This is a genomic window from Pseudomonas sp. CROZ-RG-20F-R04-15, from assembly GCF_022662375.1.
Taxonomy (GTDB): domain Bacteria; phylum Pseudomonadota; class Gammaproteobacteria; order Pseudomonadales; family Pseudomonadaceae; genus Aquipseudomonas.
This window is the reverse complement of sequence record NZ_JAKNQL010000015.1, coordinates 68,308-89,969: the sequence shown is the minus strand read 5'-3', so window position 1 is coordinate 89,969 and position 21,662 is coordinate 68,308. Positions and strand designations below refer to the sequence as shown.

The window sequence follows — 21,662 nt, the reverse complement described above, 5'->3', positions numbered from 1 at the left end:
ATGACCGCGCCCGGGGAGGGGCCGGTCAACCGCGCACTGTCATGTCGCCCACGGGGCCAACGACAGTGGGCGGTTCCCATGTGCTGGCCGTGGCGGGCCCTTTGGCCCAATGGACTTTCACTTCTACCAATAATAGAGAGCACGATGTCAGCAATTCATGAGTTGAAACCTCTGTTCAAGGCACTCGTCATGTCCCGCGGCCTGCGTTCACGTCGCGTGTTGACCGGTCTGGGGCTGGTCTGCGTATTGCCTTTGAGCGCTCAGGTGATGGCTGAAAGCGTCAGCATCAATATCCCGGCGCAATCGTTGCCACAAGCGCTGCAGGCGTTCGGTCAGCAGACCAACCAGCAAGTGATCTACAACGCTGACGACATGGCCGGGCTCAGAAGCCACGCCGTCAGCGGCAAGATGAGCCCGCAGGCGGCCATCGCCGAATTGCTCAAGGGCACCGACGTGCGCTACAGCGTCGAGGGCAACACCCTGATGCTGGTGCGGGGCAGCAACACCCAAGGCCTGGAGCTGGGCGCGACCAACATCAGCGCACATCAGGTCGGCGCAACGACCGAGGGCAGCAACTCCTACACTTCCAACGCGGTGACGATTGGCAAGGGCACCCACACCCTCAAGGAAATCCCCCAATCGGTCACCGTGATGACCCGCAAGCAGATGGACGACCAGGACCTGGTCGACCTCAAGGATGCGCTTAACCAGACCACCGGTGTCGTGGGTCTGCAGGGCGTCGGCAAGGGGTTGATCATCTCCTCGCGCGGTTTCCAGATCGATGACTGGCAGTACGACGGCGTACCTATTCCACGTAACACCTATTCGCTGGGTAACTGGGCCACTCAGGATCTGGTGTTTTTCGATCGCCTGGAAATCCTGCGCGGTGCCTCCGGATTGCTGCAAGGCACTGGCAGCCCGGGTGGCGCCATCAACCTGGTGCGCAAGCGCGGCCAGGCTGCACCAACTGTGTCCGTGACCGCCAAAGCGGGCTCCTGGGACCATTACGGTCTGCAGGTAGACGCGGGCGGCCCGCTGAACCAGGCCGGCACCATCCGCGGTCGTCTGGTGGCCGATCAGGATCAAAGCAACTCGTTCATTGATCACGACTGGAGCCGGACGTTGTCGCTGTACGGCTCGCTGGACTTCGACCTGAGCGAAGACACCACCCTGGGCCTGGCCGTGAGCCGTTCCGACGGTGATTCGCGTCCGATGATTCGTGGCCTGCCACGTTACGCTGACGGCAAGATGCCGGATGTCTCGCGCTCCACCTACACCGGTGCACGCTGGAACAGTTCCGACATCGACGTCACCACGCTTTACGCCGACCTCGAACATCGCTTCAACGAAGACTGGGCACTCAAGGTCGGTGCGGTGCGCATGACCGAGAGCAACAAGGCGAAAAACCAGCGCGTGCAAAGTGCCGGCGACGGTCTGGAAGCGGATGGCAGCGGCGTGCAGTACGCCAACTTCGTGACCGATTTCGACTCGACAAAAGTCGGTATCGACATGAACCTCAATGGCAAATTCGAAGCCTTGTCGATGCAGCAGGAAGTGATGTTGGGCGGTAACTTTTCCCAGCTCGAAACGGACGATCAGCTCGCCCGTACCTTCAGCAACAGTAGCGACACGATTTTCGGCGTCAACAATGACCGTCCCGATATCAACTACGACAGCCTGATCGCTTCGGGTGGTCGCGGCACGCTGAGTAAATACGACGTCCGCCAGAAAGGCCTGTATGGCACCTGGCGCGTCAAGCCGATCGACGATCTGACTTTGGTGCTCGGCTCCCGTGTCAGCTGGTACGACTTCAGCTACAAATCCAAGGCGCAATCCTCGTTCGGCGGCATCACCAGGAACGACCCAAGCACCGCGACCGAAACCGGGGAAGTCACGCCTTACGCCGGTATCGTCTATGACCTGAGCCGCGAGTGGGCGGTTTACGCCAGTTACACCGACGTATTCCAGCCGCAGACCAACCGCGATGCCGGTGGCACCGTGCTCAAACCGGTGGTCGGCAGCAACTACGAAATCGGTCTCAAGGGCGAGCTGATGGACGGCCGGGTCAACACCTCCTTGGCACTCTTCCGCTACGACCAGGAAAACCGTGCGGTCAACGACATTGCCGGTGGCTTCGAGTGCGACGGTTCCTACTGCTCGACGGCCTCGGGCAAAGTGCGCAGCCAGGGTATCGACGCCGAGATCAGCGGCGAAGTGGTGGAAGACCTGCAACTGTTCGCCGGTTACACCTACAACACCACCAAGTACCTCAAAGACCCGATCAACGAAGGTCGCGTGTTCAGCACCTGGACGCCAAAACACATGCTGCGCATGTGGGCCAACTACCAGTTGCCGGGTGAGTGGGATCGTGTCAGCACCGGTCTGGGCTTCACCACTCAGAGCCATACGCTGGGCTATGAAGGGACCTACGATGTCGCGGGTTACACCGTATGGAACGCCCGTGTCGGTTACCGGCTGACACCGGAAGTCGATCTGGCCGTGAACGCCAACAACCTGTTCGACAAGAAGTACATTGCGGCCGGTTACAACCAGCTCGACGGCAACAACAACTTCGGTGATCCACGCAACCTGATGTTCTCCGTGAAGTGGACCCCAAAGTTCTGATGCACTGAAGGGCCTTCACCGAAGCGGCCCACGCTCCTCGAAAGAGGGCGTGGGCCGTTTTTTTTGCATGCCGTCGGCAGCTGAATCGCGGTGGGCGCAGCGCCCACAGGTGATGTGGCAAATCACGCAAACAAAAACGCAGAAGCCAGGGCTTCTGCGTTTTTGTTTGCCCGTATGAAAGTCAGTTGTTCAATGCCGCCTCACACGTCAGGAACACTGCTTCGAAGGACTCGAGCAACGACTCACCGTAAATCATGCTGCGGTGGGGCAGGGTGGAATGCACCGAGCCTTGCAGTCGTCCGCTGACGGTGTGTTCACGCAGCACCTGTTCCGAGTGCAACACCTGCTCCAGGGTCTTGTGCGACAGCGACCACCAGCAACTCGCCTCGACCTTGAGCGTTGGCAGCGTGAAAGCGTCGTAGGATTTCACCAGTCGGTCATGAATCTCGAACGCCTGGGCGTTCATGATTTCCTGTTTGATGGCGTCCAGCGTCGCCACCATTTCCTGTTCGCTGGTGGCGGCCTGTTGGCTGGCCCACTGGTAGAAAGCCTTGAGATCGGTTTGCGGGTTTTCGGCGAGGAAGCGTGCCGCCGGCTCGTGCAGATGCGCGAACATCAGGCTGAACATTTCCACGGCCGTCGCCAGTTCATTTTGTGCGCTGAAGTACTCGGGATTTTCTTCTTCCAGCGGTTTGCGCGGCAGATCGGCCGGCAGCAGGCTGTCCGGCAGTGTGGTATCGACCAGACCGAGAAAGCTCACCTCACGTCCCTGACGCTCCAGTTCGGCGGCGATGTCCATGGCGATGGAGCCGCCGAGCGACCAGCCCATCAAGCGATACGGGCCGTCAGCCTGTTTATCGATAATCTGTCGGGTGTAATCGGCGATCATTTGCGCCCAGGTCTGGGCGTGGGCGTGTTTGTCGGCGAAGCCTGTGTGCATCACGCCGAAAGTGCGCGCGTGTTTGCTCAGGCGTTTGGCCAACGGTTGGTAGCAGAACACGATGCCGCCGCTGGGATGCAGGCAGAACAGCGTCGGGGCGCTGGCGGCCGAGGCCGAGAGCTCCACCACGCATTGGGCTTGCTGCTGGTGTTCCATGGCAATGAATTGCGCCAGGGCTTCGACGGTGGCGTGGGCGAGCATTTGCTGCAAAGCGAGTTTGATCCCCAGGCGTGCATTGAGCGCGGCAATAAACTGGATCGCCAGAATCGAATGCCCGCCCAGTTCGAAGAAATTGTCGTCGAGGCCGACCCGGTCGACGTGCAGGGTTTCCTGCCAGAGCTCGGCCAGCGCGTGCTCCAATGCAGTTTCCGGGGCCTTGAAGCGGGTCTCCGATTGACTGAAGTCAGGCAGCGGCAACGCCTTGCGATCAAGTTTGCCTGTCGGACTGACGGGCATGGCTTCCAGCATCAGCAGATGGCTCGGGACCATGTAGGCGGGCAGAAGGCTTTTCAGTTCAGTCTTGAGCGCTGCGCGCAGTTGATCGTGCTGTTCACTCGACAAATCACTGTCGCTCGGCACGACATAACCGATCAACTGCATCCCGGCCAATCCTTCGCGAGCAAGGACCAGGGCTTCGCGAACGGCCGGAATTTGCAGCAGGCAGGATTCGATTTCACCGAGTTCGATACGGAAGCCGCGAATCTTCACTTGATGATCGAGTCGGCCGACGTATTCGATGACGCCATCGGAGCGATAGCGCGCCAGATCGCCGGTTCGGTACAGACGCCCGCCCTGCGTGCTGAACGGATCAGGCATGAAGCGTTCGGCAGTCAGCTCCGGGCGCTGGAAATAGCCCCGGGCCAATAGATCGCCGGCAATCACCAATTCACCGACGACGCCCACCGGGACCGGTTGGCCACCGCTGTCCAGCAGGTAAATGGCGCGTCCAGCCAAGGGGCGGCCGATCGGCATGGTTTTCGGCAGTGGCGCATGCCCGGTGACGTAGTCCGTGCAATCGAGCACCGTGGCACTGACCGTGGTTTCCGTCGGGCCGTAGGTGTTGAGCAGGCGCACATGGCCAAGTCCCGCTTTGCCCCACGCCGCCACGCCTTCCGGTGGCATGGCTTCGCCGCCCACGATCACTTGGCGCAACGGGCCATAGTCACGGACACCGGCAGCGGCAAAATCTCTCGCCAGCATGTTCCAGTACGTGGTGGTCAGGTCGCTGACCGTGAATTGCTTGTCGAGCAACTGCTGGTACCAGGTTTCGCTGTCCCAGATGTCCGGCCCGCGCAGTACCACCGACGCGCCGCAGATCAGCGCCGGGTAGAGCTGTTCGACAAAGGCATCGAAGTTGAACGTGGCAAATTGCAGCGAACGATCGGCGGGTGTCAGGCCGAGGAATTGCAGGGCGACTTGCGCGTGTCGGGTCAAAGCCGCCTGGGTAATTCCCACACCTTTTGGTCGACCGGTGGAACCTGAGGTGAACATCACATACGCCAGGTTATGGCCATGGGTACGGCAGGTCGGATTGTCGCTGTGCGCGCTGTCGGCGAGGTCGAGTTCGTCGACGCACAGCACGCTGACCGCGTCTACCGAGGGCAGGCGCTGGAGCAAAGAGCGCTGGCTGAGCAGCACGCTCAAGCCGCTGTCTTCGATCATCCAGGTCAGGCGTTCCTGCGGGTATTCGGGATCGAGCGGCACGTACACACCGCCGGCCTTGAGCACCGCGAGCAGGCTGACGATCATCCGCGCCGAGCGCTCGACCGCGATGCCCACCCGCACTTCCGGGCCCACGCCGTAGCCGAGCAGGGTCTGTGCCAGGCCATTGGCTGCGGAGTTGAGTTGGGCATAGCTCATGCGCACGTCATCGCAAATCAGCGCGAGAGCCTGCGGCGTGGCCAGTGCCTGGCGTTCGAAGAGCTGATGCACGCCTGCGCTCGGCAAGGGCGCCACGGCTGGGTTCCATTGTTCGCGTTGCTGGCGGCACTCGGTGTCGCTCAGCAGCGGCAATTCGCTCAGGGCAACCTCGGGATTGGCGGTGATGGCGTGCAACAGGTTCTGCCAATGCCCGGCCAACCGCTCGATGGTGGCGGGGCTGTACAGATCGCGGCTGAATTCGATGTTGGCGTCGATGCGGTTCAGGGAATAACTGACGTCCAGCGACAGGTCGAATTTCGCCTGCCCGCTGCCGGCATCGACAAAGTCCAGGGTCAATTCGCCCAGGTTCAGCGGCACCGCGGCGCCGCCGTCCGTGCGCCAGTTGAACAGCACCTGGAACAACGGATTGATCTGCTGACTGCTTTGCAGTTGCAGGTCGTCGAAGCTCAGTTCCAGCGGATAGTCGGCATGGTCGAGCGCGGCCAGCGATTCGCGGCGCAGACGCAGCAGGAAGTCCTTGCAAGGCAACTGCGGGTCAATCCGCACGCGATAGACCTGAGTACTGACAAAGAACCCGACCAGGTCCTGGATTTCACTGCGGTTGCGTGTGGCGTTGGGCACGCCGACGGTGAAATCGTCCTGGCCACTGTAGCGGCTCAGGAGCAATTGCCAGGCGCCCAGGGCGACCACAAAGGGAGTCAAACCGTGCTGCTGGCAGAAGCGATTGAGTGCTTGCGCCAAGGTGGCGGGCAGGCTGAAGTCGTGTTTGCCGGCCGCATGGCTGTGCTGGTCGTTGCGCGCAAAGTCCACCGGCAGATCCAGCGGCGGCAACGTCTGACCCAGATAGTTCTGCCAGTATTCGGCGCTGGTCTTGCAGGCCGGGCTGTGCAGATAGTCGCCACGTTGCCAGTCGGCATAATCGGCGTACTGGATGGCCGGGCGCGGCAGTGGCGCGCTCATGCCCATTGCCGCTTGCGCGTAGGCGCGGGTCAGGTCCTGCATCAGGATCGCGTTGGACCAGGCGTCCGAGGCGATATGGTGCATGTTGAGCAACAGCAAGTGCTCCGTGTCGGCGACTTGCAGCAGTGTCGCGCGCATCAGTGGTGCTTGCTTCAGGTCGAAGGGCTTGGCGGCCTCTTCGCCAATGCGCTGGGCAATCTGCTGTTCGCGCGTTTCAGCGCTCAGGCCGCGCAGATCATCGAACCCCAGCTGCAGCGTTGCGTGTGCATCGACCACCTGCATGGCGACCCCATCGATCTCGACGATCGCACTGCGCAGGACATCGTGGCGTTCGATGACTTTATTCAGCGCCATTTCCAGATGCCGTGCTTGCAGGGCACCGCTGAGGCGCACGGCGCGTGGCAGGTTATAGGCGGCACTGTCAGGTGTCAGCTGTTGCACGAACCACAGCCGCTGTTGCGCGAAGGAGAGGGGGGCCGGGGCCGGGTGGGGACGGGCAATGATGCCTTGGGATTGCTCGCCGGCATCTGCCATCAGCAGCGCCAGTACCTCATCATCGAGTAAGTCGTTCATCGGGCTCTCGTGGTTGGCAGCACCGTGAGCGCTGACGGCGTTGCCGACAGTCGGGTCCACGGCGATAAACATTCGGATTGAAGGCCGGCAGGACGGGCGTCCGGCCGGCTGCAAAGGTGCAATCGATCAAGCAGTCTCGAGGGGCTTCTTGTGGGTGACCACTCGGCCGCCCTCCATCCTCACCAACTGATCGGCGACGTCGAAGTAGCGGTCGTCGTGGGAGATCACGATGATGGTCTTGCCCATCTGTTTCAGCTCCGGCAGCAGCTCGGTGTAGAAGATGCGCCGGAAGGCCGGGTCCTGATCGGCAGCCCATTCGTCGAACACCAGCACCGGACGTTCTTCCAGCCAGGCGTTGATCAGCGCCAAGCGTTTGCGCTGGCCGGTGGACAGATCGGTGGTACTGAAAACACCGTCGTTAATGCTCACCTTGTGCGCAATCTCCAGGCGTTCCAGATAGCGGCTGGTGTCGGCCGGCACTTGTTTGTCGCCCTGTACCAGTTCATCGAACAGGTAGTAGTCGGCGAAGATCGTGGTGAACAGTTGGCGATAGTCATCGCGCGCCTGGGCATCGACCACCTGGCCATTGAGCAGAACTTCCCCGCGTTGCGGCGCATAGAGGCCCAGCAACAATTTGATCAGGGTGGTTTTACCGCCGCCGTTCTCGCCGACGATAAACACGATGTCACCCTGCGCGATGTCCAGATTGACCGGCCCCAGTTCAAACGCTGCGCTGCCCTGAACTGGCGGGAAGGCGTAGTGCACGTTGTGCATTTGCAACTGTTGCACGGCGGTTTTGCTCGCGGGCGTCGACTCGCGCAGGAGCAAGTGCGGTTCCGGCGAGGAAAACTGTTCGGCCAGGTCGGCGATGCGTTTGAAGGCAATGTTCGCGCGACTGACCACCGGCAGCGTGGTCACCAGATATTCCAGCGGGCCCTTCATGTACAGCAGCACCAGCACGAAGCCGCTGAGCACCGCTTTATCGGTACCGAGCCAGAACGATTGCAGGGCCAGGGCCAGACCGATCACCACGAAAAACAGCATCGAGCCAAAGGTTTTCGCCACCACGAACGTGTTGATCGAACGGATGTGCGTGTTGCAGATGTAATCCGCCGTGCCCTCGATGCGCTGGCTGAACATGCGTTGGCGGCGCGGGCGATGAATACGCAGTTCCTTGGCGCCCGCGGCGATCGCGCTGTAGTGCTTTTGCAGTTCGTCTTCGGCTTCGCGCGCCGCTTCGAAACCTTTGATGCCTTTGGCCCGGGCGATGTATTGCACGACGGTGCCGATCACGATCGCGATCAACAGCAGGGCAAACATCGGCAGGGACAGGTAGGCCAGGTAACCCAGGCAACCGAGGGTGACGGTGAAAGCGATCGCCAGTGGCGCAAAGGAAAACGCGAAATCACTGACAGTGTCGACGTCATGGGTCAGCACCGGAATCAGGCGATGACTGCGAAACCTCTCGATCTGCTCGATGGGCGCCAGCAGGACTTTTTCGCCGAGTGATTTACGCAGGCCGGCGATGATGTGCTGGCCGACGTGGTTGGTGCCGATGTCCGACAGAATCGAAGTCAACAGGGCGAACGCGCAGAGGCCGGCAAACGTCAGGAGTACGGTGGCTGACGGAGCGCCGTTGCCGTTCAGGGCTTTGTTGATGGTCGCGAGCAGGGCAGTGACGCTGACGCCACCGAGCATGCCGAGCAGGATCGACAGCGCCACGACGACCCGGTAAGGCTTGAGCAGGCCGAGGACTTCACTGATGGCTCCGCGCGATTTTGTGGTCATGGAGGTTTCCGCTTCTAGTGCCGCTAACGGCATCGTTTCAAGGATTGGGCTGGTTAAAAGACGAAACCCGTGGGCGGCGATTTAGCCGACCACGGGTTTATCGAGGCTGAAGCGACGAGCGACCGATCGATGCCGCCGTGGCGGCTGCCGTTACCGCTGTCCTTACAGATCGCGCGCGACGCGAAAACCAATCCAGTCGCCGCGGGTGTCGCTGTAGGTGGCGTTGCGGTTGCCCGAGCGCGAGAACACCGGTGCTTCACCCCAGTCATTGCCGCGGATGCGGCGAATCTTGCAGTCACCGGTCAACCAGGCGCTGCCATCACTCGGCGCGCCGACATAGTTTTCGTTGTAGCAGTCGGCGGTCCATTCGTAGATGTTGCCGTGCATGTCGTAGACGCCGAAGGCATTGGCCGGAAACTTGCCCGCCGGAGCGGTGAAGTTGTAGCCGTCGGCGGCGCCATAGGTATTGGCGTGTCTGGCGATGCTGTATTCCTTGCCCTCATCGAAGGGGAACGGGAAAGGCCCGGTGCTACCGGCACGGGCGGCGTATTCACGCAGCGACTCGCTGACCAGTCGATACGATTTGCCAGTTGTCTTTGACAGCCAGGCGACGTAGGCCTCGGCTTCGGCGAAGTCCATGCACACCGCCGGATGTTTGTCGGTGTACTGCTTTTTCGGATCGCTGCCCGCGTAGTCGGGAATACCGGCCTTGCACGCGCGGCCCGGGCGTTTGTCGCCGTCGGGCAGCTGATAGCCGGTGTCGGCGAGGTAGGCGTCCCATTGCCCTTTGAGCACCTGGAAACGACTGATGGCCAGCGGTTTGGCGAAGGTCACCGGGTGCATCGGACCTTCGTCCGGCTCGCGGCCGACTTCGTCATCCGGGGTGCCCATGGTGAAGGTGCCGGTGGGCAGCACGACCATTTCCGGGCAGTCCTTGCAGTCCTTGAAGACTTTGCCCGGTTTGAGCGGTTCGGCCGCTTGCGCCAGCCCTGGCAAGGCACAACCGAGCAATGCAGCCAGACCGAGCGCGGGCAACGCTTTCAAGGAAAAATTACGCAGTTCACTACTGTTCATCATGATTCTCGATAACAGGTTGAAAGGAAACGTGGGAACGGGGCGCCTACAGCTGTTTGGCCAATAGCGCAATCAAGCGATCGATTTGCGCTTCGTCGTTGAGCAGGCCCGGTGCGGTACGAATCACCGGACCCACATCGCGGTTCACGGCGTCGGCAACCACGCGGTTCTGCATCAGGTACGCGGCGACTTTGTCGCTGTCCTGGCCCTTGACTCGAAAGAAGGTAAAACCGGCCGACAGTTGCGGGCTCAGCGGGGTGACGAGTTCGATTTGCGGGTGTTCCAGCAGGCGCTTCTTCAGGTAGCTGTTGAGCGCGTGGATGCGCGCTTCGACCTCGGCCTTGCCCAGTTGCAGGTGCAGCTTGAAGGCTTCGTCCAGCGCCCAGCGATACTCGAAGGAGTGATAGCCACCGGGCGTCATGGTGGTGGAAAACGCTGTGGCCTCGGAGAAGGTCGGGGTGATCGGCGTGACGTATTTGACCTCCTCGAAACGGCTGCAGACGATGCCGGTGCCGCGCGGGCCAAACATCCACTTGTGGGTGCCGGCAATGAAGAAGTCACAGTTCATCTGCGCGAAGCTCAGGTTGTCGACGCCGAAACCGTGCACGCCATCGACCACATAAATGATCCGGTCGGCATCGCTGCGGCCACGGTTGTGCTTGTCGACGATGGCGCCGATGTCACCGATCGGCAGTTTCACGCCGCTGCCCGAATGCACCCAGCACATGCCCAGTACGCGGGTTTCAGGGCGGATGGCAGTGTCGATGGCGGCGAGGATTTCGGCTTTGGTCGCGGTCTGCGGATCCTTGAACAGACGGATCTTGCGCACCTGCGTGCCTTCACGTTCCTTGCGCAAGGCGAGGATGGTGTGGGTGGCATAGTGTTCGTGGGCGGTGGTGAGGATTTCCTGATCGGGGCGCACATGCACACCGCCGTAAATCATCGTCAGACCTTCAGTGGTGCTGCCGGTCAGGGCGATCTGTTTGGCGTTGGCTTGCAGGTATTGGCCCGCCCAGACGCGCACGTTTTCCTCGCGCTGCTCGATCACGCCGAGGTCCCAATCCATGGCCAGGCCGGGATTTTTGTCGAGGGCGGCGCGATGCCGTTCAATCGCTTCGCGCACCGGTTTCGGGTGCGAGGTGATCAGGAAGTTGGAAAAGTGCAGGTAGTCCGGATCCTGCTCGAACAGTTGCTGCAACTGCGTCCACTTGCTGCGCGGCATTGGCGCAGCGGGCGCAGCCGTGGCGGCAGCGCTGGCGATGTTCGGCAGGCTTGCGCCCAGTGGCAGCGCAGCGGCGAGCAGTCCGGCCTGTTTCAGAAAATCACGACGATTACTCATGGCTGCGTCGTTCCCTGCGCGTTGGCCAGCGCCGGTTTCGCGGCTTTTTCGACCTGATCCCAGACGCGCAGGAAGTTGCCGCCCCAGAGTTTGCCGATGTCGGCTTCGGAGTAACCGCGTGACAGCAGTTCAGCGGTGACATTGCGGATCTCGCCGACGTTCTGGAAACCTTTGACGCCGCCGCCCTCATTGAAGTCGGAGCTGATGCCGACATGGTCGATGCCGATCTTGCGCACGGCGTATTCGATGGCGTCGCCGAAATCCTTGAGGCTGGCCTTAGGTTCGTCTTCGAGGATCGCGTAGAGGCGGCTGGCGTACAGGCCGAATTTGGTTTCGGACCAGGCCGCAATGATCGGGTCGCCCGGCATCAGCGCCATCGCCAGGTTCGGCAGGGGCGGCAGGTCGAATTCCTTGCGCAGCTCGTTGAGGCGATCCTGGGTCTTCTGGGTCAGCGGCCGCAGGTACTGCGAGAACGCGACGATTTGCACCACGCCGCCGCTGTTCTTGATCAACTGCATCTCTTTGTCGCTGAGGTTGCGTGGGATGTCGACCATCGCGCGCGGCGCCGAGTGCGAGGCAACCAGCGGCGTTCGGCTCAGCTGTGCGACTTGTTCGAGGGCTTTGGTCGACATCTGTGATACGTCGATGATCACGCCCAGATCGTTGAGGCGCTTGACCGCCTGCTTGCCCAGATCGGAGAGGCCGTCGAGAGCATCCGGTGAGTCATTGAGAAATGGCAGTGGGCGAGACGAATCCGCCCAGTCGTTGTTGCCGATATAGCTGAAGCCGAACATGCGCATGCCGCGCGCCGTCCACAGGTCCAGCAGATTCAGATCATGGCCCAGCGGATAGGCGTTGAGCATGCTGATGAAAATCGCGAACTTGCCTTCGCCGTGCAGGCGGCGCATGTCGTCCGGGGTATAGGCGATCGCGACTTGATTGGGGTAGTCGCGAACCATGCCGGAGATGATCTTGTAGCGGATCTCTTGCTGGTTGCGCGCTTCATCAATGAAGCCAGCAGTCGGTTTGTGGGGGGCATCGGGGCCGTTCCACATTTCCGGCCAGCCGAAAATGGTCAGCGCCGCGCCAGACAAGCGACCGCGATTGGTTTTGGCCAGATCGAACTGGCCGGAGCCATCCTTGTCGGCTTCGTGACCGTCGGTGCCGAAGTTCTGCATCAGGCTGACATGGCTGTCGAAAGAGAGCATGCGTTCGTGCAGTTCATCTGCCTGTTTCACAACCTTGGCGGAATAGCCAAGGTCGTCCTTGAACCAGTGATGCCAAGCGGCAAAGCCTGCACCGGCGCTGATCGCCAGGGCTAAGGGCAGGCCGATGAATAGAGCCTTTTTCGAACGTGGTTTTGTCATTGCCATCTCAGTCGGGTTCGCCATCGAGGTGCAGGCGCAAAGCCTTTGCTATCTGGGAGGAACGAGCGATCGAGCGGGAAATTTAGGACGAGCGCCCCCCCGGCGAAAATGACGGCTTAAATTTGCCCGGGCAGCAAACGTTCTAGCTTGGATAAAGCCTGCTTCATGGCTGACACAGGTAGGGCAATGAAGATTTCTCGACGATGGTTCATGGCGGGCCTGGCGCTGACCGGCGCTGCCGTGCCGGCGGCTTATTTTGGGCATCGTGAATGGACGAAGCCGGATCCGACTATCACTCCGGGTGAAGCGTCTTTCGACGTCGCCGACCTCGCCGGACAACGTTTGGCCAGTGCCTTGCGGGGCGTCTGGGATATTCGCTTCGAAGGCCGTGACGCGGGCCTTGAAGGCCTGCCGGTCAGGGGACTGCAAGTGTTCCTCGACATCGGCCAGAAAGGTCGTGGCGTCTGTGGTTTCCTGGATACGCCGGAGCGTTTGCGTTCCGGCGAAACACCTCGTTACCGAATTCTTGGCGATCTGGCCGGTGCCGATGCGGCGAAACTGAGTTGGCGGCTGGTCGGTGCGCAAGGCCAGATCAGCTATGAGCTGGAAATGATCCTCGATGAGGTCTGGGCCGATTTCGGCAACGCCGGCAAAGGCACCCTCAGCGGTAAAGTCTTGCGCCTGGATCGGCCCTTGGCCTTGCCGATACAGAACAATGGTTTCGTCGCAGTCAAGCGCCTGTTTCCCGAGGCGCGTGAACGTACGCCGTTGAATCCGACGTTGCTGGCCTGGTTGATTTCCCCCGAGCACCGACTGTTCCACCAGTTGTGGCATGCCACGCGGGACAAGTGGCACACCTTGCCGGAAGACAAGCGCGAAGCCCTGCGCGGCATCGGCTGGCAGCCCGGACCGCGGGACAAGGAGCGCGATGCCCGTGGGCCGCGCAAGGATCGTAACGGCTCCGGGGTGGATTTCTTCTTCATGCACCGGCACATGCTCGGCACGGCGCGTTCAATGCAGGACCTGCCATCGTGGCAATACTTTCCGCTGCCACAACCGGAATTGATCCGTGATCGCCCGGGCTTCGCCCGTTACTTCGACAACCATGACGGCACGGCGCTGCCGCCCGCATGGCTGGCTGACGGTGATGACGAGTACAGCAAGTGGGTCAGCGACATCAAGACGGCCGAGACCTACGAAAGCAACTTCCAGGTCTGGGAGTCGCAATACCGTGATCCGGTGTACCTGGCCAGACTCACGCTCGGTCAGTTCGGTTCCGAGGTTGAATTGGGCCTGCACGACTGGCTGCACATGCGCTGGGCGTCCGTGCCGCGCGACCCGTCGAACGGTCAGCCGGTGCCTTTCGCGCGTGATCCTGCCGACTTCGCTGCGCGTTGGTATGGTCCGGAAAATGACTTCCTTGGCGACCCGTTTTCATCCCACGTCAATCCGTCGTTCTGGCATTTTCATGGCTGGATCGACGACCGTATCGAAGACTGGTTTCGCGCGCACGAGCGCTTCCATCCGGGTGAGGTCACTCGCAAGGTGGTCAACGGTGTGCAGTGGTTTGCACCAGGGCGCTGGAACGAAGTCGATGATCCGTGGCTGGGGCCGGTCACGCATGGCTGCAGCACTACGCCGGGGTTGCAGGCGGGCAAGACGGTGGAGATGGACCCGGAAACCATGAAGCTGGCACTGCGCATCACCTTCCTCAATGACGAGAAAAAACTCGCCGGGCTGTTCCGCCGCGTGCCGCAACGGCCGTGGTATGCGCGCAATCTGAAACCTAAAACCAGCCCGGCTTGAGGGCTGGGTCATCGTTCATTCGCGAGCAGGCTCGCTCCCACATTTGATCTCCGATGTTAAGAAGATCTTATGTGGGAGCGAGCTTGCTCGCGAAAGCGGTCTCACATTCGACCCGATTACAACGCCTGCCAGCCGCCACCCAAGGCTTTGTACAAGGCAATACTCGCCTGCATTCGCGACAGCCGCAGTTGCACGTTCTGGTCTTGCGCCGCATACAGCGTGCGCTGGGTTTCCAGCACGGTCAGCAAGTCCTCGGCACCGGCCTGATAACGGCTCTGGGCGATGTTGAAGGCGGTTTGCGCCTGGTTCAGTTCTTCACTCTGCCACTGCCGTTGTTGATCAAGACCGCGGATGCTGTTGAGGGCTTTTTCGACGTCGGCGAAACCGTTGATGATGGCGCCCCGATAGGTTTGCAGAAGCTCTTCCTGACGGGCCGTGGCCTTGTCGCGCTCGGCCCCCAGACGGCCATTGTTGAAGATCGGTGCGATCAGCCCGGCGGTGAGGTTGTAGAACGGACTGCGCAGCAGGTCATCGGCCTGGTTGGCACCGGAGCCAATGCTCGCGCCCAGCGTGATTTTCGGCAGCATCGCCGCCCGTGCCACCGTGACGTTCGCCTGAGCCGCCGCCAATTGCGCCTCGGCACGGGCGATGTCCGGACGCCGGGTCAGCAGTTCGCTGGGCAGGCCGGCGGATATCGGCGGCCATTGCAACTGGTCGAAGGACTCCTGGCTGGCCGGCAGGTCTTGCACCGGTCGGCCAAGCAGTGCCGCCAGGACGATCTGTGCGTCTCGAGCCTGTTGCTGAACGGTCGGCAGTTGGCGTTGCTGCGCGGCCACCAGGCTTTTCTGTTGCGCCAGTTCAAGCGCTGTGGCGGAACCTGCGTTGTAGCGCGTCTGCACCAGTTGCAGGACGTTTTGCGCGTTGGCCAGATTAAGCTCGGCGATGCGGCTCTGTTCCTGCAGCGACAGCACCTGCGTGTAGCTGTTGGCGACGCCGCTGAGCAGGGTCAGCTCGACGGTAGCGCGATCAAACTCGCTGGCCCGCAGGCTGAACCGGGCACTGTCGCGCGATGCGCGCTTGCCGCCCCAAAAGTCGATTTCGTAACTGGCGCTGAGGCCGACGTCGAAATAATCCACTGCCTTGTTGCTGCTGTCGGCATCCAGTTGACGATAGCCATCGCCACGCAACAGCTTTTGCCGATTGGCGTTGCCGGTACCTTGTATTTCCGGCAGCAACGAGCCGCCGGCAATCACGGTGTCGGCACGCGCCTGGCGCACGCGAGCGATGGCTGCGGCCAGATCGTAACTGCCGACCTGGGCCTGCTCGATCAATTGATCGAGTTGCGGGCTGGCGAAGCGCGTCCACCAGCGCAGGGCGTCGCGTTCGGCGCTGGTGTCGTGCGGTGATTGCCAAGCGGCAGGCGGCACAATGCCGCTGTCCGGGCGTTGCGGGGAACTGCCGCAAGCGCTGAGTATCAGGCAGGCGGTCAACAGACTGAGGCGCGGTTTCATAGAGCGATCATTCACTGGTAAGGGCCGTGACCGGGTCGAGCCGGGCAGCTTTGCGGGCCGGCATGAAGCCGAAGACAACACCGGTGACCAGGGCGCAACCAAAAGCGCCGAGGACCGCCATCAACGAGAACGCTACCGCGACTTCACTGAGAATCAGCACGCCGCCAATGATCAGCGCCAGGGCGATGCCGGCGATGCCGCCGACCACCGAGAGCATCACCGCTTCAGTGAGAAACTGGCGCAGGATGTCGCGCTGGCGGGCACCGGTGGCCATGCGGATGCCGATCTCGCGGGTGCGTTCACGGACGGTCATGAGCATGATGTTCATCACGCCGATGCCGCCGACCAGCAGCGAGATCGCCGCAATCGAGCCGAGCATCAGCGACAGGGTGTTTTGTGTGCGCGCTTCGGCCTGGATCATCGCGGCATTGTTGGTCAGTTCGAAATCCTTCTTGCCGTTGTGCAGGTTCAGCATCAATTGTTCGATGGCGTGTTCGGTGTCCTTGACCTTGCGCGCGTCGGCGGCAGCGATGGCCACGTACTCTGGATTACGCGTGCCAAACAACCTCACGCTGGCGGCGGAGTAGGGCACGGCGATGCGGTTGTCACTGTCGGAATCGCCGGAGCTGGCACCTTTTTCCGCCAGTACCCCGACCACCTGAAACGGCACGTTCTCGATCAGAATGTACTGGCCGATCGGGTTGGCAACGTCTTTGAGGAGTTTGCTCCGCACCTTGTGGCCGATCACCGCAACGGCTGCCGCGTTCTGTTCGTCGGCCTCTGTGAAGTAACTGCCCTGAACCACCGGCCAGTTGAAGATTGCCGGGAAGTTGGTGTCATTGCCGCCAACGTAACTGAGGTGATCGGCATTGCCGAAGCGCACACCGGCCTCGGCGCCGTTGACCGGCATGATCCGCTGTACTTGTGGCAGGCTCGCCAGGGCATGCACATCGTCGAGGGTGATGATGCCCGGTGGCGTTCGCGGGTTGGGCGCCGAGCCGCTGAGATAAATGATGTTCGAGCCGAACGCGCCCATTTGTGCCATGACCTGGCGCTTGCTGCCTTCACCGACGGCGAGCATCACCACCACCGAGGCTACGCCGATGATGATGCCGAGCAGGGTCAGCGCGGTGCGGAAGCGGTTGATCCACATCACCCGCCACGCAGCGTGCAGGGCGTCCACCAGTTCGCCTTTCCAGGCCCCGGTGGCTTCGGCGCCTTCGCTCAAGCGCTTGCGCAGATCCACCGCTTGCAGGGCACCGGGATTGGCACTGTGCTGGGCGTCGGGGTTGTCTCTGGCGCTATCGCTGATGATCAGGCCATCGCTGATTTCGATAATGCGCTTGGCGCGCGCCGCCACTTCGCGGTCGTGGGTGATGAGAATGACCACATGGCCCTGGCTCGCCAGTTCATCGAGCAGCGCCATGACTTCCTTGCCGCTGTGGCTGTCGAGGGCGCCGGTCGGTTCGTCGGCCAGAATGATGTGGCCGCCATTCATCAGTGCGCGGGCAATCGACACGCGTTGTTGCTGGCCGCCGGAAAGCTGATGCGGGCGGTTGCCGGTGCGCGAGGCCAGGCCGAGACGGTCGAGCAGGGCGGCGGCGCGGGCATGCCGTTCGGCGGCGGGGGTGCCGGCGTAGATGGCCGGCATCTCGACGTTCTCCTGGGCCGAGCCGGACGGAATCAGGTGATAGCCCTGAAACACGAAACCGAAGGCTTCGCGGCGCAGCCAGGCCAGTTCATCGCTGTCGAGGCCGGCGACGTTTTCCCCGGCGAAGCGGTATTCGCCGGATGTCGGCCGGTCGAGGCAGCCGAGAATGTTCATCAGCGTCGATTTGCCGGAACCGGACGCGCCGACAATCGCCACGAACTCGCCGGCGTGAATCGACAGGTCGATGCCGCGCAACACGTGAACTTCGGGAGCGTCACCGCCGCCGTAGGATTTGCGGATGTCCTGCAGGTCGATCAGAGGCGTTTGCATTCAACCTCCGCTGCCGTCGGCCGGGCCGATCAGCAAGTGATCGCCTTCGTTCAAGCCCTCGATGATCTGCACTTTGAGACGGTCGCTGATGCCGGTGCGTACTTCGCGGGACTGAATCTCGCCATTGGCGGCGATGACCTGCGCGGTCTGCCGATTGGCCGCCGCGCTGCCTTGCAGGGCGGCGACCGGTGCGGTGAGAACGTTTTTCGCCTGGTCGGCGACGAAGAACACTTGCGTGGTCATCTCTGCCATCAAGGCGTTGTCGGCGTTATCGACGTCCAGCAGCACGGTGTACAGCACCACGCGCGCGCTGCCGCTTTTACTCGAACTGGCCGGGCTGCCACCGCCCTGGCTGGTCTGGTCCAGCGGTTTGGGTGGCACCGGCAGGATTTGCCGAACGGTGCTGCTCCAGCGCCGATTGCCACCGCTGAGTGTGGTGAAGTAAGCAGTCATGCCCGGTTTTACATGGCCGATATCGGCCTCGGAGACCTCGGCCCAGACCGTCATCGGCGACAGTTTGGCGATGCGCAGAATCAGTGGCGTCTGCTGCTGGGCATTGAGTGTCTGGCCTTCGCGGGCATCGAGTGCGACCACGGTGCCTTCCATCGGCGCATAAATGCGCGTGTAACCCAGTTCGGCCTGATCACTGCGCAGACTGGCCTCGGCCTGACGGATCTGGGCGCGGAACATGTCGATACGTGCCTGGGTGGCCTTGAGCTCGGCGCGGGCGGTCTGCACGTCTTCTTCACGGGTGGCGCCGCCGGCCGCGAGGTTCTGCTGGCGCTGGTACTTCTGCCGCGCCAGTTCGTGCTGCGCCTGTTGCTCTTGCAGCTGCGCCTTGAGGTTTTCGATGGAGAACTGGCTGGCGTCGAGCTTGGCCTTTTGCGTGGACGGATCGATTTCGACGAGCAATTGGCCTTGCTTGACCACGTCGCCGACTTCCACATGGATTTTGCGGATTTGCCCGGAGGCCTGGGCGCCGACGTCCACATAGCGCCGTGGCTGCAATGTGCCAAGGGCAGTGACGCTGCTTTCAATGTCGCCGCGACTGACTTGCACGGTGGCGAACTTGTCCCGGCTGGGCGGCAATATCTGCCAGGCGGCTACGGCGACAACGGGAATCAGACAAAGGGCTACGAGCAGGGCGCGTCGGGCGGGGCGGGGACGTTTCATGCAGGGTTCCGGCCAGTGAAAATCGACCCGTCATCCAGCCGGCACCGCACGCGGGCCACGACCGAACGCTGGCGCAGGAGGCGACAGATACGGGGAACTGTCCTTTAAACGAGAGACGCGGCAGGTAATTTAAGCGCTGAAAAACCCGGTAACAGGTATAGATGCCCACAATTTGTCGGGCAAATTGAAACAGCACTTTAAATCTATATGAGAATTACTATAAATTACGCATCTGAAATTGCCACCATCGTGCCATTGTCGTTTTGACCCTGGCGGATCTGGCTCAAGGATCGAAACCGCACCGTTGCGGTCGGGAGTCATGTTGGAAAACTACTATCGCGAGCTGGTGTGTTTCCTTAACGCCAGACTGGGCAACCGTCAGGTGGCCGAAGATGTGGTGCATGACGCTTATGTGCGGGTGCTGGAGCGTTCCAGCGATACGCCGATCGAACAACCGCGGGCCTTCCTTTATCGCACAGCCTTGAACCTGGTCATCGATGATCATCGGCGCAACGCCTTGCGTCAGGCCGAGCCGCTTGACGTGCTGGACAGCGAAGAGCGCTATTTCACCCCGTCGCCCCATGGCACCCTTGATCACGGTCAACGTCTGGCAATGCTTCAGCGCGCACTGGCAGAATTGTCACCGCTGTGTCGCGAAAGTTTTCTGCTGCGCAAGATTGAAGGCCTGTCCCATAACGAAATCGCTGAAAGCCTCGGGATTTCCAAAGCGCTGGTGGAAAAACACATCGTCAATGCCATGAAGCATTGCCGGTTACGCATCAAACAATGGGACGCCCATTGATCCTTCCTCAGTAAATTTTTTTTCACCGTCCTCGTTCCTACTCAACAGACGATCTGCTGTCCTGCTTCGGGCCGGTCAGGTCACCCAGGCTTTATCCCCACGGTTGAGGGGTTCATCCAGAGGACACTGGAAATGACACAGGCAATTGCATCGCCCATCGTTCACGACCTGATCGGCGTCGGTTTCGGCCCTTCGAACCTGGCGCTGGCCATCGCTCTGCAAGAGCGCGGCCCGACTCAGGGCGAGCTGGATGTGCTGTTCCTCGACAAACAGGCCAACTACAGCTGGCACGGCAACACCCTGTCGACGCAAAGCGAGTTGCAGATTTCCTTCCTCAAGGATCTGGTGACCCTGCGCAATCCGACCAGCCCGTATTCCTTCGTCAATTACCTGAAGTACCACGGCCGTCTGGTCGACTTCATCAACCTCGGCACTTTTTATCCATGCCGCATGGAGTACAACGACTACCTGCGCTGGGTCGCCGGGCAGTTCACCGAACAAAGCCGTTACGGCGAAGAAGTGCTGACCATCGAACCGGTGCTGCACAACCATCAGGTTGAAGCGCTGCGCGTGATTTCCCGTGGCAGCGACGGTCTGCAACATGTGCGGACCACCCGTTCGGTGGTGGTCAGCGCCGGTGGCACGCCGCGTATTCCCGAGGCGTTCAAAGCGCTGAAGGGCGACACTCGCGTGTTCCACCACTCGCAGTATTTGTCGCAAATGGCCAAGCAGCCGTGCGTGAACAATCAGCCGATGAGCATCGCGATCATCGGTGGCGGACAGAGTGCGGCGGAAGCCTTTATCGACCTGAATGATTCGTTCCCGTCGGTACAGGTCGACATGATCCTGCGCGGCTCGGCCCTGAAACCTGCGGACGACAGCCCGTTCGTCAACGAAGTGTTCTCGCCGGAATTCACCGACCTGGTGTTCCAGCAAAACAGCGCCGAGCGTGAGCGTCTGGTCAACGAGTACCACAACACCAACTACTCGGTGGTCGACATCGACCTGATCGAGCGCATCTACGGCATCTTCTATCGCCAGAAGGTGTCCGGGATTGCCCGTCACGCGTTCCGTACGCTGACCACTGTCGAGAGCGCTACTGCCACCGACAACGGTATCGAACTGGCCGTGCGCAACAGCGCCACTGACGAAGTCACTGTGCGCAATTACGACGCGGTTGTTCTGGCCACCGGCTACGAGCGGCAGATGCACCGCAAACTGCTGGCGCCGCTGGAAGAATACCTCGGCGATTTCGAAGTTGATCGCAACTACAAACTGATTACCGACGAACGCTGCAAAGCCGGCATTTACATGCAGGGCTTCTGCCAGGCCAGCCATGGTCTGAGCGACACGTTGCTGTCGGTGTTGCCGATTCGTGCGGACGAGATTGCCGGTTCGCTGTATGAGCATGGCAAGCATCGCGGACATCGGTCGATGGCGGATCTGCTGTTGGCGACTGCCAGCTGAATCCACTTTGCCTGAACCAGATCGTTCCCACGCTCTGCGTGGGAATGCCTCAACGGACGCTCCGCGTTCGGCTTCTGGAAGGGACGCGGAGCGTCCCAGGCTGCATTCCCACGCAGAGCGTGGGAACGATCATCCTGAACCCTTCCTGAACATCCCCCACATTCCCCGACACACTTCCCTTTGCAGGTTTACTCTCCAATCATCGGGGCGTAAGCTTCGCGCGTTTTCATCAATAGCGGAGACCCACAGTGGGTACTTGTTCGAGTGACAGTTGTCGGCCGGTCTCGGTAACCGGCAGATTCTCGGCAAGATAACGCGCAGCCTTTCTCTGCCGTTGTCTCGCCGTAAAAGCGAGCAGCGGCATCCCGTGCATGC

12 protein-coding genes are annotated in these 21,662 nt (G+C 61.3%); 4 read left to right on the top strand and 8 right to left on the bottom strand.

Translation table 11 applies throughout. From position 1 onward, the window contains the following. Positions 1 to 144: 144 nt before the first annotated feature. The gene (locus L8H52_RS20825) at positions 145 to 2,625 is read left to right on the top strand and encodes a TonB-dependent siderophore receptor (protein WP_242208532.1); all 2,481 of its coding nucleotides are present in this window, start codon (positions 145 to 147) and stop codon (positions 2,623 to 2,625) included. A gap of 181 nt (positions 2,626 to 2,806) precedes the next feature. On the opposite strand, the gene L8H52_RS20820 is transcribed toward L8H52_RS20825, so the two are convergent. The 5 genes from L8H52_RS20820 to pvdM all read right to left on the bottom strand — a co-directional run bounded on the left by L8H52_RS20820 (position 2,807) and on the right by pvdM (position 12,547). Continuing rightward, a complete protein-coding gene (locus L8H52_RS20820; protein ID WP_242208531.1) occupies positions 2,807 to 6,979 on the bottom strand; it encodes an amino acid adenylation domain-containing protein in 4,173 nt (1,390 codons plus the stop codon). 126 nt (positions 6,980 to 7,105) lie between these two features. Then, positions 7,106 to 8,767, bottom strand: a complete 1,662-nt coding sequence (locus L8H52_RS20815; RefSeq protein WP_242208530.1) for a cyclic peptide export ABC transporter — start codon at positions 8,765 to 8,767, stop codon at positions 7,106 to 7,108. Between the two features lie 162 nt (positions 8,768 to 8,929). After that, on the bottom strand, positions 8,930 to 9,841 hold the full coding sequence (locus L8H52_RS20810) for a formylglycine-generating enzyme family protein (protein ID WP_242208529.1): 912 nt from the start codon (positions 9,839 to 9,841) through the stop codon (positions 8,930 to 8,932). Between the two features lie 46 nt (positions 9,842 to 9,887). Further along, complete coding sequence (locus L8H52_RS20805) at positions 9,888 to 11,180, bottom strand: aminotransferase class V-fold PLP-dependent enzyme (RefSeq protein ID WP_242208528.1); 1,293 nt, start codon at positions 11,178 to 11,180, stop codon at positions 9,888 to 9,890. Continuing rightward, complete coding sequence (gene pvdM / locus L8H52_RS20800) at positions 11,177 to 12,547, bottom strand: pyoverdine-tailoring dipeptidase-like protein PvdM (RefSeq protein ID WP_242208527.1); 1,371 nt, start codon at positions 12,545 to 12,547, stop codon at positions 11,177 to 11,179. The genes L8H52_RS20805 and pvdM overlap by 4 nt, the downstream gene beginning before the upstream one ends. Before the next feature lie 186 nt (positions 12,548 to 12,733). Here pvdM and L8H52_RS20795 point away from each other — a divergent pair, with 186 nt between their 5' ends. Beyond that, the gene (locus tag L8H52_RS20795) at positions 12,734 to 14,353 is read left to right on the top strand and encodes a PvdJ/PvdD/PvdP-like protein (RefSeq protein WP_242208526.1); all 1,620 of its coding nucleotides are present in this window, start codon (positions 12,734 to 12,736) and stop codon (positions 14,351 to 14,353) included. A gap of 116 nt (positions 14,354 to 14,469) precedes the next feature. On the opposite strand, the gene L8H52_RS20790 is transcribed toward L8H52_RS20795, so the two are convergent. From L8H52_RS20790 to L8H52_RS20780, 3 genes are read right to left on the bottom strand one after another with little or no spacing between them, the layout of a single operon-like run. Continuing rightward, a complete protein-coding gene (locus L8H52_RS20790; protein ID WP_242208525.1) occupies positions 14,470 to 15,864 on the bottom strand; it encodes an efflux transporter outer membrane subunit in 1,395 nt (464 codons plus the stop codon). Between the two features lie 7 nt (positions 15,865 to 15,871). Beyond that, positions 15,872 to 17,845 carry a MacB family efflux pump subunit gene (locus L8H52_RS20785; RefSeq protein WP_242208524.1) on the bottom strand — a complete coding sequence of 658 codons (1,974 nt, stop codon included), beginning with the start codon at positions 17,843 to 17,845 and terminating at the stop codon, positions 15,872 to 15,874. Further along, positions 17,846 to 19,018, bottom strand: a complete 1,173-nt coding sequence (locus L8H52_RS20780; protein ID WP_242208523.1) for an efflux RND transporter periplasmic adaptor subunit — start codon at positions 19,016 to 19,018, stop codon at positions 17,846 to 17,848. A 319-nt stretch (positions 19,019 to 19,337) separates the two neighbouring features. Here L8H52_RS20780 and L8H52_RS20775 point away from each other — a divergent pair, with 319 nt between their 5' ends. Both L8H52_RS20775 and L8H52_RS20770 read left to right on the top strand, forming a co-directional pair. Next, complete coding sequence (locus L8H52_RS20775; RefSeq protein ID WP_016983524.1) at positions 19,338 to 19,820, top strand: sigma-70 family RNA polymerase sigma factor; 483 nt, start codon at positions 19,338 to 19,340, stop codon at positions 19,818 to 19,820. A 132-nt stretch (positions 19,821 to 19,952) separates the two neighbouring features. Next, a complete protein-coding gene (locus tag L8H52_RS20770) occupies positions 19,953 to 21,287 on the top strand; it encodes a SidA/IucD/PvdA family monooxygenase (RefSeq protein ID WP_242208522.1) in 1,335 nt (444 codons plus the stop codon). Positions 21,288 to 21,662: the final 375 nt, after the last annotated feature.